This is a genomic window from Gordonia sp. J1A (genome assembly GCF_055393515.1).
Window position 1 is genome coordinate 2,398,431 of record NZ_AP041607.1, and the last position, 13,150, is coordinate 2,411,580.

General features: G+C 65.9%; 13 protein-coding genes. 3 read left to right on the forward strand and 10 right to left on the reverse strand.

Annotated features, from left to right (window positions below):
- Positions 1 to 114: 114 nt before the first annotated feature.
- Together ACZ5QD_RS11205 and ACZ5QD_RS11210 are read left to right on the forward strand one after the other, a co-directional pair.
- A complete protein-coding gene (locus ACZ5QD_RS11205) occupies positions 115 to 753 on the forward strand; it encodes a TetR/AcrR family transcriptional regulator (protein ID WP_006897282.1) in 639 nt (212 codons plus the stop codon).
- 161 nt (positions 754 to 914) lie between these two features.
- Entirely contained in the window at positions 915 to 2,537 is a 1,623-nt protein-coding gene (locus ACZ5QD_RS11210; RefSeq protein ID WP_464366752.1) for an ABC-F family ATP-binding cassette domain-containing protein, read from the forward strand.
- Between the two features lie 10 nt (positions 2,538 to 2,547).
- Here the strand turns inward: ACZ5QD_RS11210 and ACZ5QD_RS11215 are convergent, their stop codons facing one another.
- The 4 genes from ACZ5QD_RS11215 to ACZ5QD_RS11230 form a co-directional block, all read right to left on the reverse strand.
- Entirely contained in the window at positions 2,548 to 2,820 is a 273-nt protein-coding gene (locus tag ACZ5QD_RS11215) for a hypothetical protein (protein WP_006897284.1), read from the reverse strand.
- A 135-nt stretch (positions 2,821 to 2,955) separates the two neighbouring features.
- The gene (locus ACZ5QD_RS11220) at positions 2,956 to 3,651 is read right to left on the reverse strand and encodes a hypothetical protein (RefSeq protein ID WP_006897285.1); all 696 of its coding nucleotides are present in this window, start codon (positions 3,649 to 3,651) and stop codon (positions 2,956 to 2,958) included.
- 572 nt (positions 3,652 to 4,223) lie between these two features.
- Complete coding sequence (locus ACZ5QD_RS11225) at positions 4,224 to 4,637, reverse strand: elongation factor Tu (protein ID WP_231650061.1); 414 nt, start codon at positions 4,635 to 4,637, stop codon at positions 4,224 to 4,226.
- 35 nt (positions 4,638 to 4,672) lie between these two features.
- A complete protein-coding gene (locus ACZ5QD_RS11230; RefSeq protein WP_045537488.1) occupies positions 4,673 to 5,041 on the reverse strand; it encodes a DUF732 domain-containing protein in 369 nt (122 codons plus the stop codon).
- A gap of 181 nt (positions 5,042 to 5,222) precedes the next feature.
- Here ACZ5QD_RS11230 and ACZ5QD_RS11235 point away from each other — a divergent pair.
- Positions 5,223 to 6,445 (forward strand): IS3 family transposase gene (locus ACZ5QD_RS11235; protein ID WP_085950748.1). Its coding sequence is split into 2 segments (ribosomal slippage): positions 5,223 to 5,529 and positions 5,529 to 6,445, totalling 1,224 coding nucleotides; the frame shifts between segments, so codons are not numbered across the junction.
- A gap of 65 nt (positions 6,446 to 6,510) precedes the next feature.
- Here ACZ5QD_RS11235 and ACZ5QD_RS11240 read toward each other — a convergent pair.
- From ACZ5QD_RS11240 to ACZ5QD_RS11265, 6 genes are read right to left on the reverse strand one after another with little or no spacing between them, the layout of a single operon-like run.
- Positions 6,511 to 8,136, reverse strand: coding sequence for an AMP-binding protein (locus ACZ5QD_RS11240; protein WP_006897288.1), 1,626 nt, complete (start codon positions 8,134 to 8,136; stop codon positions 6,511 to 6,513).
- 40 nt (positions 8,137 to 8,176) lie between these two features.
- Positions 8,177 to 9,355 carry a lipid-transfer protein gene (locus tag ACZ5QD_RS11245; RefSeq protein ID WP_045537492.1) on the reverse strand — a complete coding sequence of 393 codons (1,179 nt, stop codon included), beginning with the start codon at positions 9,353 to 9,355 and terminating at the stop codon, positions 8,177 to 8,179.
- The gene (locus tag ACZ5QD_RS11250; RefSeq protein WP_006897290.1) at positions 9,355 to 9,756 is read right to left on the reverse strand and encodes a hotdog family protein; all 402 of its coding nucleotides are present in this window, start codon (positions 9,754 to 9,756) and stop codon (positions 9,355 to 9,357) included. Before ACZ5QD_RS11250 ends, ACZ5QD_RS11245 begins: the two co-directional genes overlap by 1 nt.
- Complete coding sequence (locus ACZ5QD_RS11255; protein ID WP_464366753.1) at positions 9,753 to 10,787, reverse strand: bifunctional MaoC family dehydratase N-terminal/OB-fold nucleic acid binding domain-containing protein; 1,035 nt, start codon at positions 10,785 to 10,787, stop codon at positions 9,753 to 9,755. Before ACZ5QD_RS11255 ends, ACZ5QD_RS11250 begins: the two co-directional genes overlap by 4 nt.
- A 9-nt stretch (positions 10,788 to 10,796) precedes the next feature.
- Positions 10,797 to 11,963 (reverse strand): acyl-CoA dehydrogenase family protein, encoded by a 1,167-nt coding sequence (locus ACZ5QD_RS11260; protein ID WP_375003626.1) that lies wholly within the window; start codon positions 11,961 to 11,963, stop codon positions 10,797 to 10,799.
- Complete coding sequence (locus ACZ5QD_RS11265; RefSeq protein ID WP_464366754.1) at positions 11,954 to 13,045, reverse strand: acyl-CoA dehydrogenase family protein; 1,092 nt, start codon at positions 13,043 to 13,045, stop codon at positions 11,954 to 11,956. Before ACZ5QD_RS11265 ends, ACZ5QD_RS11260 begins: the two co-directional genes overlap by 10 nt.
- Positions 13,046 to 13,150 lie beyond the last annotated feature (105 nt).

A 13,150-nucleotide genomic window follows, 5' to 3' on the forward strand; every position in this document is an offset into this window, starting at 1 on the left:
CTGTCCTCTCGTCAGCGGCCGTACGTGTCGACCGTCACAGACCCACGGTAGGGATCTCACTGACACGTGTCTAGTCAGTGGTCACATTGTCAATCGAGATGAGCGGCGAGCATCATGGTCTTCATGCGGGAGGACACGGTCGGGGCGCAGCGGCCCAATCTGCGGGACGAACAGAAACGCCGAACCCGGCTGGCCCTGCTCGAGGCCGCGCGCGGTCTGTTCACCGAGAACGGCTACGCCGACGTGACCGTCGACGACATCACGCGAGCGGTCGGATGCAGTCGTGCCACGTTCTACCTGCACTTCACCAACAAGACGGACATCCTGGCGAGGATCAGCGCCGAGACCATGCAGCAGCGCGCAGCGTCGGTGTACGGCGACCTGGACGCCGTCCTCCGCGACGGTTCACGAGCGGCGTTCACCGCGTGGATCGAACGGGCCCTCGAGTGGTTCGACGCCAATCGCGACATCCTCCCGGCCTGGGACGAGGCCCTCTCCGCCGATCCCGAGTTCCGGAGCGTGGGCCGCGCGTCGATCACCGCGTTGACCGATGCGATGCCCGACTACCTGTCGCGGTGGCCGGACGACCGCCGGGAGGAGGCCCGCTTCCGCATCGAACTGCTCGTGACCCAGCTGGAGCGGTACTTCACACGCTCCACCGTCCAGCGAACCATCGAGTTCGCGCCGGACCGAGCCGCCGACGTCCTCACCGACATCTGGTACCCGGCGCTCCAGCCTCCCGGCACCCGCTGAATCTCGGATGCGCCGAGCACCCGACACGAGTAGCCTCACCGTCGTGGATTGCGAGATCGAGGTCGACAGGGCCTGAAGCCGGTTCTCCGGCACCAGTGTGTCCTCATCCGCCTCGCCGGCGCATCACCTCGCGCGGCGACTCTCGTGAATCGAGCTCCACCATGCCTCACACATCCACCACGCCTGAATCGTCCGTCACGATCGTCTCGCTCTCGTTCTCCTGGCCCGACGGCAGCGTCGCGCTGTCGGGCGTCGACGGCTCGTTCGGCGCCGGCCGCACCGGTCTCGTCGGCCGCAACGGCTCCGGCAAATCCACCCTGCTCCGGCTCATCGCCGGGAGGCTCACGCCGTCGTCCGGCCGGATCGAGACCGCCGGCGACGTCGGCTATCTGCCGCAGACCGTCACGCTGACCGGCGACTCCACCGTCGCCGAACTCCTCGGCATCGCCGACGTACTCGAAGCGCTGCGAGCGATCGAGTCCGGCGACGCGGATGCGCGCCACTTCGAGACGATCGGTGATGACTGGGACGTCGAAGCGCGCGCGGCCGAATCGCTCGATCGTCTCGGATTCTCCGCCGCCGACGTCGACCGTTCGGTCGCGGAACTGTCCGGCGGGGAGGCGATGCTGATAGCGGTGGCCGGTCTGCGGATGCACCGCACGGCCATCACTCTGCTAGATGAGCCCACGAACAACCTCGACCGCCCGACGCGCGCTCGCCTCGCTGAGATGATCGACGACTGGCCGGGTGCACTGATCGTGGTGAGCCATGACCTCGAACTCCTCGAACACATGGATGCGACCGCCGAACTGCACGATGGCGCGCTGGAGACCTTCGGCGGTCCCTACAGTGCGTGGAAGGCTCACGCGGACCAGGAGCAGGCTGCCGCCGTACAGGCCGCGCGAGCGGCGCAACAGGTGTTGAAGACGGAGAAGCGGCAGCGGGCGGAGGCTGAGACCAAGCTGGCCAGGCGTGAGCGGACGGCGAAGAAGGCCCAGCGCGACGGCGGCGTCCCGAGGATCGTCGCGGGCATGCTCGCCGACAGCGCGCAGGGATCGGCCGGTGCCATGCGCTCGGTACTCGACCAGAAGGTCCGGGTCGCGCAGGCCGCACTCGACGCGGCCGACGCCCGGGTTCGCGACGACTACCGCATCAGTCTCGACCTCTCCGACCCGGCGGTTCCGCGAAGCAGGCGCATCGCCGAACTCACCGCCGGCGAGCGGTCGGTGTTCGTCCAGGGACCCGAACGCCTGGCCATCGTCGGACCGAATGGGTCGGGCAAGTCGACGCTGCTCGGGCACATGATCAGCGGCGCCGAACCCACTGCCGGCCGCCCCGGCGGACGCCTGTTCACCGACCGTGTCGGCGTCCTCCCCCAGCGGCTCGACGGTCTCGACGAGAGTGCCGGGGCACTCGCGAACCTCCAAGCCGCCGTACCCGGCACCGCCACCGGCCAGATCCGGAATCACCTTGCGCGGCTCCTCCTGCGTGGCGACACCGTCGACCGGCCGGTGTCGACGCTCTCGGGCGGCGAACGGTTCCGCGTCTGCTTGGCGAAGCTGCTCTTCGCCGATCCTCCGCACCAGGTGCTCGTTCTCGACGAGCCGACCAACAATCTGGACACGACGAGCGTCGACCAGCTCGCCGACGCTCTCAATGCTTACCGCGGTGCCCTGATCGTCGTCAGCCACGACTACCCGTTCCTGAACAGGCTCGGCCTCGACACCGTCGTGGAACTGCCCGGGGACGGGACCCTGAGGCAGCGGGACGATCTGCCGGAGTGAGACTCGATCCTCAATGAGACACGACCACCTGATACCCGGCGAGGCACGCGACGACGAGAAGGACTGGGAGGAAGTAGAGCATGAATGAAGCAATGAGAATGCTGGACCCGATGACGAGGCAGGCGATGACGGAGAACGCGGGCGTTCGGATCCCCAGCGCCAACACGCATGCCAATGGCGGCACAGAGGCCCTGACAAGGAAGTAGCCGCCGTAGAAATCGAGAACGCTTCCCTTGCAATCGGGATCGCTCGCGTTCCATACCTCACAGTCGGTGACTTGCATCAGGGGCTCTGCTGCCGCGAATACAGCGGTAAGAGTAGCCAGCAAGAGTGCAAACAGCCATGCCCAAGCGATCCCGGGACCTCGGGTACGAGCGAACCAGGTATGCCGCGGGTAATCAGCCCGTCGTTGGTGCATTCAGTTGAACCGATCGCCGTCTATCGTGATTCGATGGCTTCGCAGGGTGGGCCAGGACTCAAGAGAACGGCTGAGAACAATCTCCTCAGCACGAGCCGAATCTGCGCCGATATACGTCGAGTCCAGCTCGACGTTCGAGCATACGAACCAACTTTGGTCGACGGCCCACCACATGTTCGGACGGATCCCTTCAAGTACCTCTGACGCACGGCCCACATCCCCCATGGTGAGGTAGTAGTTGAATGCACCGATCCGGACGGTCGGACACATCGACGAAATCTCTTGAAACGCCGTATTTCCTTCCCAGAAGGCAAATACACAACGGGTGTTCAGTCCGCGCCCCAGATGATGTGCGATCTCGTCGGTCACCATCGGCCGAAGAGAGTTAATTCGATGAGGGCCTTCATTCCACCATCCCCCGCGGGGTTCGAATTCACCCTGCGAGATCTTTGACCATTGCATCTCGGCATGAGCTACCTTGCCATTGACTCGCGCAACGTCGGACCATCGATAGTTCCCGATCAGAGCACCGTTGACGACCCTTTCCGCTGGGTGCAACACACGAAGATACCTCTCGTATCCGCCGGGGACAAGTGATCCGACAGTGCCCGAGTATGGCTGAAAGAGCAGCGAGTCAACCCATTCAGCCACTTCGGTATCGTGAATCACTTCATCTCGAGCCCACTCAGAAGCCATTGGCTACTCCCCTCGGCAACTGTCTACTTGGAGCGTAGTCCGATTCGAGTACGGACTTGTCCGCTTGGGAGCGAGAACTCGGCTACTGGCTGCGGCCTTGCCCTCTTGAGTGGAGCCGGTGAACGAGACGTTATCGACGCCGGAGAAACCGCGCCGACGTCGAGCGTGCTGCGCAGAGGTTCTCGACGCGGCGTGCATTAATCTGGCCGGCAGATCGCGCGTGGATCCTCACGAAACGTTGACTACGCCTTCACTTCCATAGTGATCGATGGAGACGATGCCCTCACCGAGATGGCTCGTGGCCCGCGTAAACGCGCCCTGTCGACATATGGCTGGTCGAAGGCGTGGACGATTCGCAGTTGCTCACATCGACGCAAGGCTACCAATTCTACCCAGGCGTAATTCCTCCTGGGCGACTACTCCTGGTCAAGACGGACATATCAGAGGATCGTAGGGATGCGGCGCTTCCCTACGAAGGGAACGATGACCTGTGAGTCGTAGATGTGGGCGACATGAAAGACAGTTCGCCGTCCGATCGCCGATCCGCCTACCCCGAACGCTCCCCCCCGGTTTCACTGACCGTCAGCGACGTCCCCGGCGGGCGGGACGTCCGAGGCCAGCCTCGATCGGATCACGCCGCCCTTGAGCGCATCGATGTCGACGATCACCTGACCGCCGTACGGTTTGGTGGGAAGCTGATCCATCCGCAGTCCGTCGAGCCCGATCGCGCCGGCCGTCCCCTCCTCCAGAACGGCCGGCGCACGGCGACGCCGAGTCTCCACCCGAGCCACCTGCACCAACACGACGCTGTCGCCGATCACCAGCGAGGCCGCCGCACCGGTCACCACCGTCCCGGACTCCACGGTCCCGGTGAACAGCCGTCCCTTGCCCGTGACGGTGAACATGTCCTCGATCCGGAACTGGAACGGTCCGACCACGTCCGCTTGGGCTGCCGCAGACTCCGACTGCCGGTTGAAGAATCGCATCCTCCGACCCTAACGATCCGAGACGCCGCGAGGAACTAGCTGCTGGGTCGCAGCTGACTCGGCAGAATCTTGTCCTTCTGATCCGGGCAGAACGCGGGAATGGCTGCGCCGACCACCGCGGCGGCCTGCCCCTTGCCTCCCGCCTCGGTGTTCATCGAATCGATGACCTCCATCATCGACTTGCCCGACGCCAGTTCCGAACACGCCTTCTTGCCTGCCGCGACGGCCGCGTCGTCGTCCTTGTACGACGACCCCGACGATTTCACCACCTGGAGATAGACGCTGGTCCGCGCCTCCGACGTCGACTCGTTGGAACTGCTGTTGCTGCTGTCATCGCCGCTGCACGCGGAGAGGAAGACCGCGCCCGCGACCAGCGGGGCGATGACGAGGTATCGAAGTCGCATGAACAGTCCGTTCGGTCGTGGGTGGGTGCATCGAGCGGTCGTCTTGAACAGTATCGCCCGACAGGCCTCACGTCAGCGGACCCTCACACCGCATCGAGGACGAGGCATGGGGCCTTGACCCCGCGGGTTGGACACGCTTGATCCTGGTCTCAGACCAGGGAAAGCGAGAAGATCTAACCCGATGGCAAAGAAAAATTACTCCGAAGAGTTCCGCCGCGACGCAGTCGAGCTGTACCGCGACACCGGCGGCGCGACCGTAGCCGGGATCGCCGCCGATCTCGGCGTATCCCACGGCTCCCTGACCACATGGCTGAGAAATGCGGGTATCCCGATCCGCAGACCCGCCGCCACCGCTCCGGGGCCCGGCACCGGCGAGACACCCGAGCAGGAAGCCGCCAGGCTCCGCGCCGAGGTCGCACACCTACGCGCGGAGAAAACCAAGCTCGAAACCGAACGAGACATCCTGCGGTCGGCGGCAAAATATTTCGCCGGAGAGACGAACTGGTGAACCGCTTCCAGTTCGTCGCAGACCACTCCGACACCTACCCGGTGAAGCGGTTGTGCCAGGTCATCGATATCGCCCGCTCGTCGTACTACGCATGGATCAACGCCGCCGAGAAACGAGCCGCCCGGGCCGCAGCCGACGCTGAACTCGCCGACAAGATCCGCGCCGTCCACACGGTGGACAACACCTACGGGCGGCCCCGGATCACCGCCGAGATCAATCACGGACAACCCGCCGACCAGCGGATCAATCACAAACGGATCGCACGGATCATGCGCGCCAACAACATCGAGGGCCTGCGACTGCGCCGAAAACACCGCACCACCATCGCCGAACCAGCCGACACTCCGTCGCCGGACCTGCTCAACCGTGATTTCACCGCGATCGCACCGAATACCCGATACGTCGGTGACATCACGTATCTGCCATGCGGGGACAATGAGTTCTTGTATTTGGCCACGGTGATCGACTGCTTCTCCCGCCGCCTGGTGGGCTGGTCGATCGCCGAGCACATGCGTACCGAACTCGTCGAAGATGCCTTAGGTGCCGCAGCACTGACCCGCGGCGGTCTTGCCGGTGCAGTGTTCCACGCCGATCGCGGAAGTCAATACACCTCAAAGGGTTTCGCGATGATCTGCGCGAAGTTGGGTGTTGCGCAATCGATGGGAGCGGTGGGCACGAGCGCGGACAATGCCCTGGCCGAGTCGTTCAATGCGACACTCAAACGCGAAACGCTGCAAGGCGCAGCCCGCTGGGAATCGCCCCGGGCGGCAAGGCTCGCGGTGTTCCGGTGGATCACCCGCTACAACACCCGACGCCGGCACTCGTACTGCAACTATCTCAGCCCTGCCGACTACGAAAACGCTCACACATCCGATAGCCTGCAGAAAGCCGCGTAATCACAAACCCCGTGTCCAGTTTCCGGGGTCAAGGCCCATGAGGGTCCGCTGACCGACGAAAAGAGCTAGACGGCCGCGCCTTCTTCAGCGGCGGTGGCCTTGGCCCACTTGTAGTCGGCCTTGCCGGCCGGCGTCCGCTTCACCTCGTCGACGAAGACCACCGTGCGCGGAACCTTGTAGCCGGCCAGCGTCTGGCGGCAGTGCTCCTGGATCTCCTCGAGAGACGGCTCGTCGAAACCCTCGTTCAGCGACACGACTGCGGCGACGCGCTGGCCGTACTTGGGATCCGGTGCAGGCACCACGAGGGCGTCGGCCACGGCCGGATGCGCGTGCAGAGCGCCTTCGACCTCTTCGGCGTAGACCTTCTCACCGCCGGTGTTGATGCACTGGCTGCCACGGCCGAGGAAGACGATGCTGCCGTCCTCGCGCAGGTACCCCATGTCGCCGAGCACCGAGATGCGTGTGCCGTCGGCCAGCGTCGGGAAGGTCCGCGCGGTCTTCTCCGGATCCTTGTAGTACCCCATCGGGATGTTGCCGATGCGGGCGATGTGACCGACCTCGTTGGGAGTGGTGATCTTGTTGAACTTCTCGTCCACCACCATCATCCGGTCGGTCGGCGGCACCATGAGGTTGCCGTTCTCGTCCATCTTGATCTCGCCGTCGTTGCCCGACTCCGAGGCGCCGAAATTGTCACGCAGCATCAGATCCGGCTTCACCGCGAGCATCCGTTCCCGGACGCTCTGACTCCACAGCGCGCCGCCCGAGGTGATCGAGAACAGGGTCGAGAAGTCGGCGGTGTCCTTCTGCTTCTCCATCTCGTCGGCCAAGGGCATGCCCATCGCATCGCCGACGATCAGAATCATCTGCGTCTTGTCCCTGCCGATGTTGCGAACGATCTTGGCGGCGTCGAAGTCGCGCTCCAGGATCAGACGCCCGCCCAGCGAAATGAACGTGAACAGCGAGTACGAGGCGGCTCCGTGCATGAGCGGCGCGGCGATCAGGAACGACAGCGACGGGAAGTTCTGGACCTCCTTGGCCAGCTCCGCGAGATCCGCGCGCGGCGGTCCGTAGGGGTTGCCGCCGGAGATCGGCTTGCGGAAGAAGTCGTCATGCTGCCACATGACGCCCTTCGGATAACCCGTGGTGCCGCCCGTGTAGATCAGGTACAGCTCCTCACCGGTCCGCTTCTCGAAGTCGCGCTCGGTGGACCGGGCGATGTAGCCGTTGAAATCGACGATCTCGACGGTGCGGCCGTCGAGGGCGGCCGCCGCGGCGGTCAGCTCGTCCACCGCCTCTCCGATCACGAAGACGGTACGCAGTTCGGGCAGCGAAGCCATCAGGTTCGCGACGCTGCGCTGATGTTCGGGAAGCTCCACGACGATGGCGGCCGAGTCGGAGTTGTCGAAGATGTACTCCAGCTCGGAGTCGGTGTAGCGGTAGTTCACGTTCACCGGCACCGCACGGACTTTGATGAGGCCGATCAGCGAGGTGACGTGCTCGACGCTGTTCTTCAGGAACAGCGCGACGTTGTCGTCCTTGCCGACCCCGTGCGCGGCGAAGTGATGCGCCACCTGATTGGCGAGCCTGTCGAGCTCGGCGTACGTGTAGTCGTGGCCCTCCCAGGTGAGGACCACGCGCTCGGGAACAGCGTCGACGACGGTCTCGAAGACGTCTGCGAGGTTGAACTTCATCTTTGTTGATCTCCTTGGGAGGGAACCGACGGGGTCGGGGTCAGGCGGACAGGATCAGGCCCGAGGTGGGCACGCCGGTGCCCGCGGTGACGAGGACGTGCTCGGCGCCGTCGACCTGGTTGACGGAGGTACCGCGCAGCTGACGGACCCCTTCGGCGATGCCGTTCATACCGTGGATGTACGCCTCGCCCAGCTGGCCGCCGTGTGTGTTGAGCGGCAGCACACCGCCCACTTCGAGTGCACCGGGCTGTGAGACGAAGTCCTTCGCCTCGCCGCGTCCGCAGAAACCCAGTTCCTCGAGTTGAATGAGCGTGTAGGGCGTGAAGTGGTCGTACAGCACCGCCATGTCGATGTCGGACGTCGTGAGTCCGGACTGCGCGAACAATTGCCGCCCGACCAGTCCCATCTCCGCCAGCTCGGGCAGCGCGTCCCGGTAGTAGCTGGTCATGATGAACTGGTCGGTACCGCTGCCCGATGCGGCACCGGCGATCGTCACCGGCTTCTGCTTGAGGTCCTTCGCACGCTCGGGCGACACGACGACGATGGCGACGCCGCCGTCGGACTCCTGGCAGCAGTCGAGCAGATGCAGCGGCTCGGCGATGTAGCGCGAGGCCTGATGGTCTTCGAGGGTGATCGGCTTGCCGTAGAAGAAGGCGTTCGGATTGGTCGCCGCGTGCTTGCGGTCCACCACCGCGATGCGCCCGAAGTCCTCGCTCGTGGCCCCGTACTCGTACATGTACCGCTGCGCGACCATCGCGACGAACGCCGCGGGCGTCGAGAGTCCGTGCGGGTACGAGAAGGCGTTGTCGGTGCCCGACGAATTCTCCTGGTTGGCGACAGCCGCGTTGACCTGGCCGAATCGGTTGCCCGACCGCTCGTTGAAGGCGCGATAGGCGACCACCACGTCGCATACGCCGGTGGCGACCGCCATCGCCGCCTGCTGCACCGTCGACGCCGCGGCGCCGCCGCCGTAGTGGATGCGGGAAAAGTACTTGAGTTCGGGGATGCCCGTCGCCCGCGCCACCGCGATCTCCATATTGGTGTCCATCGTGAAGGTCACCAGGCCGTCGACGTCGGTGGCGCACAGGCCGGCGTCGGCCAGGGCCGCGTTCACGCACTCCGCGGCCAGCCGGAGTTCGCTGCGGCCCGAGTTCTTCGAGAAGTCGGTGGCGCCGATCCCGGCGATCGCGGCCTTGCCGGAGAGCGTCCGGTCCGTCATCACGCCTCCTCGCGGGTGAAGGTGACCTTGGAGATCACGTGCTTGCCAAGAGAATTGGTGCCGGTCACCGCGACAGTGACGGCGACGTCGTCCACCTGCGTCACCTCACCGGTGAAGGTGAGCGTGTCGTAGGCGTACCAGGGCACCCCGAGCTTGAGTTCGATGGCGCCGATCCGCGCCCGCGGACCCGCCCAGTCGGTCACGAAGCGCTCCACCAGACCGGTGTCGGTCAGGATGTTCACGAAGATGTCCTTCGAGCCCTTCTGCTGGGCCAGGTCTCGATCGTGATGGACGTCCTGATAGTCGCGGGTGGCGATCGCCGATGCCACGACGAAGGTCGGCGACGCGTCGATCACCAGCGGGGGCAGCGTCTGGCCCACCTGGATGGTCTGCACGGTCACTTCGCCGTCTCCTTCGCTCGCCATGCATAGAGCGACCACGGCTCGCCGCCGGAGTCGTCGTCTCCCGGGAAATCGAGGAACTCCACCTCGACGGGCATTCCGATCCGCACCGCGTCCGGATCGACGCCGCGCAGCTGTCCCAGCATGCGGACACCCTCGTCGAGCTCCACGAGCGCCACCACGAAGGGCAGTTCTCGTCCCGGGACCCGCGGCGCGTGGTGGACGACGTAGCTGTACACGGTGCCGGTCCCGGCCGCGACCACGTAGTCGGTGTCGGGGTACTCGCCGTCGGCGCCGCGTTCGGTCCAGACCGCGGGAATCGGCGGATGCCGAAGCGAGCCGTCCTGCACCTTCTGAATGCGCAGTTCGTGGGCGGCCACGCCGTCCCAGAAGAAGCGGGTGTCGCGCGAGGCCGACGGTCGAATGAGCTTGGTGGGATCGAGACCGGCGAAGTCGGCGGTCTGCTCCCGCGGTGTCTCCGACACCAGTGCGGCGGGACGGAACTTGAGGATCCGGAAGTCCATCTCGGCGACGGTCTCCTCGCCCACACGCCAGGTGTTGCGCGTGGTGAAGAACCAGCCCTCCCCGAGCGCGGTCTGCTTCGGCCCCACCACCTCGGTCAGTTCCGAGGTGATCGTCACCTCCTCACCCGGACGGGTGTACCGGTGGTACACCGTGTCGCAGTTGGTGGCGACCACCGAGGTGTAACCGGCCGCGTCGAAGAGTTCAGTCGCCAGACCCAGCGGATCGTCGTCGGTACGGACACCGTGCAGCCCGCGCATCGTCCACACCTGCGCCATCGCCGGGGGCGCCACCACGCCGGGATGACCGGCGGCGCGCGCTGCGGTGTCGTCGACGTAGATGGGGTTCTCGTCGCCCATCGCCTCCAGCCAGTTGTTCACCATCGGCTGGTTGATCGGGTCCCGGCCGGTCCGGGGAGCGCTGGCGCCCCGGGCGGCGATCTCAGCCGCCGCGGCACGGATCTGCTCAGGCGTCGACTGCCCGGTGATCGCCTCTCGGGTGATCGTCATCCCGCCCCCTTATCGCTTCGTCCGCGGCAGGCCGAGGCCGGCCGTGCCGATCATGTCGCGCATCACCTCGTTGACACCGCCGCCGAAGGTGATGACGACGTTGCGCTTCGCCTGCATGTCGAGCCATTCGGCGAACTCCGACGTGACCGGTTCGGTGAAGTCGCCGAAGCGTCCGACGACCTCGTCGATCAGCCGGTAGATCGTCTGAAGCCGCTCGGTGGAGAAGACCTTCGTCGCCGCGGCATCCGCCATGGAGATCTCTCCGTTCGACGCGACCTGCCAGTTCAGCAGCTCGTTGAGCCGCTCGTATGCGCCGATCTGCGCGAGGAGCCGTCGCACCTGCTCCTGCTCGATCACCGGGGCGCCCTCGTACTGGGCGGACCGGGCCCACGCGCGCAGCCGGTCCTCCAGCCCGCCGATGCGCCCCGACGGCCCGAGCATGACGCGCTCATGATTGAGCTGGGTGGTGATCAGCTTCCAGCCGTCGCCCTCCTCCCCGACGCGCATGCTCGCGGGCACGCGGACGTCGTTGTAGTAGGTGGCGTTGACATGGTGCGCACCGTCGGCGGTGATGATCGGCGTCCAGGTGAAGCCGGGATCCTTCGTGTCGACGATGAGGATCGAGATGCCCTTGTGCTTCGGCACCTCGGCATCGGTGCGGCAGGCGAGCCAGATGTAATCGGCGTCGTGGCCGCCGGTGGTGAAGATCTTCTGACCGTTCACGATGTAGTCGCCGGTGGCCGGATCGACGACGGCCCGCGTGGTCAGCGAGGCGAGGTCGGTACCGGCGTCGGGTTCGGTGTAGCCGATCGCGAAGTGCACCTCGCCGGCGAGGATCTTCGGCAGGAAGAAGTCCTTCTGCTCCTGAGTCCCGTAACGCTGCAGGGTGGGGCCGACAGTCTGCAGAGTCACCGACGGCAGCGGAACGTCGGCCCGCACCGCCTCATTGGTGAAGATCTGCTGTTCGATCTCGCCGAAGCCCTTGCCGCCGAACTCCTTCGGCCAGCCGACACCGAGCCAGCCGTCGGCGCCCATGCGGGAGATGACGTTGCGGTAGCTCGGACCGTGCCGCTCGGTGCGCATCGTGCGCTCCTCGTCCGGGCTGATGAGGCCGGCGAAGTAGGCGCGCAATTCGTCGCGCAAGGCGATCTGCTCGTCGGTGAACGCTACGAACATGCGAGCGCCTCCTGTCCGGCGGGAACGGTCTCGTCGGCCAGCTTGTCGAGCGTGGCGTGTGCGCCGCCCGCCAGACGAGCGGCGTCCTTGACCAGTGAGAAGTAGCGGTGCAGCGGGTAGGTCACGTCCACGCCGACGCCCCCGTGCAGGTGCGTCATGGTGCGCAGAGTGGCCGGCAGTTCGGCGGCGATCCAATACATCGCCGTGGCGAGATCCTGCTCGGGATCGACTCCGTTCGCGATGTCCCACGCCGCCGCCGTGGCGACCAGATTCATGGTCCGGGAGATCACATAGACGTCCGCCAACTGCTGGCCGACGGCCTGGAATCCGGCGATCGGCTTGCCGAACTGGTGGCGGGTCGAGACGTGCTCGGCGGTCCGCTTGACAGCACCGGCCACCAGTCCGTCGACGTACGCGGCGAACAGCGCCCGGTACGCGTCGACGGCCGGGCGGGGATCGTCGGCGACGACGTGCGAGTGCGGCACGGCGACACCGTCGAACACGACCGTGTACTCGCCCCAGCCCGACGACGCGGCGGTGCGGCTGATCTCGACGCCGGCGGCGTCGGGCGTCACCACGGCGACGCCTCTGTCGGCCACCACCAGCAGCGCCGATGCGCCTTCGGCCGCGAGCACGCCGGTCTTGACGCCGTCGAGCCGGGCCCCGTCGACGGTGTCGGTGAGCGTGACCGTCGGGGCCTCACCCAGTGCGCGACCCCGTTCGCCGATCGCGACGGCGTGCCAGCCGCCCTCGGCGATGGCGCGAGCGTGCTCGGCCGCCGAGGACGACCGAGCCAGCACCAGTCCGGAGACCAGGGTCCCGATCAGCGGAGCCACGACGGCGTCGTGACCCGCGCGGGTCAGCAGCGGCACCAGCGAATCGATCGCCAGCCCGTCGCCTCCGAGCGACTCGGGCAGCGGAAGCACGGTGACTCCGGCTCCGGTGAGCGCCTCCCATGCGGCGGCATCGAAGCCGCCGGCTCCTTCGGTGAACTTGCTCTCCCAGTCCGGCTGCAGTCGGCGCATCACCTCGTCGGCGACGTCGCGGACCGCAGCAGCGGTGGGCTCCAGGGTGAAATCCACCCGGCTCCTCCTCCAGCAGTATTAGAACTTGTTCTAGTTTATCAGAGACCCAGAGACCGGTGTCACATCTTGCCGATGCCCTGCGATTTTCGTGCCGTTGTCGAC

Bases quoted from the DNA above. Each gene is read 5' to 3' on its own strand.
- ACZ5QD_RS11205 (WP_006897282.1), top strand. From the start codon at position 115: ATGGTCTTCATGCGGGAGGACACGGTCGGGGCGCAGCGGCCCAATCTG.
- ACZ5QD_RS11210 (WP_464366752.1), top strand. From the start codon at position 915: ATGCCTCACACATCCACCACGCCTGAATCGTCCGTCACGATCGTCTCG.
- ACZ5QD_RS11215 (WP_006897284.1), bottom strand. From the start codon at position 2,820: ATGCAAGTCACCGACTGTGAGGTATGGAACGCGAGCGATCCCGATTGC.
- ACZ5QD_RS11220 (WP_006897285.1), bottom strand. From the start codon at position 3,651: ATGGCTTCTGAGTGGGCTCGAGATGAAGTGATTCACGATACCGAAGTG.
- ACZ5QD_RS11225 (WP_231650061.1), bottom strand. From the start codon at position 4,637: ATGCGATTCTTCAACCGGCAGTCGGAGTCTGCGGCAGCCCAAGCGGAC.
- ACZ5QD_RS11230 (WP_045537488.1), bottom strand. From the start codon at position 5,041: ATGCGACTTCGATACCTCGTCATCGCCCCGCTGGTCGCGGGCGCGGTC.
- ACZ5QD_RS11240 (WP_006897288.1), bottom strand. From the start codon at position 8,136: ATGAAGTTCAACCTCGCAGACGTCTTCGAGACCGTCGTCGACGCTGTT.
- ACZ5QD_RS11245 (WP_045537492.1), bottom strand. From the start codon at position 9,355: ATGACGGACCGGACGCTCTCCGGCAAGGCCGCGATCGCCGGGATCGGC.
- ACZ5QD_RS11255 (WP_464366753.1), bottom strand. From the start codon at position 10,787: ATGACGATCACCCGAGAGGCGATCACCGGGCAGTCGACGCCTGAGCAG.
- ACZ5QD_RS11260 (WP_375003626.1), bottom strand. From the start codon at position 11,963: ATGTTCGTAGCGTTCACCGACGAGCAGATCGCCTTGCGCGACGAATTG.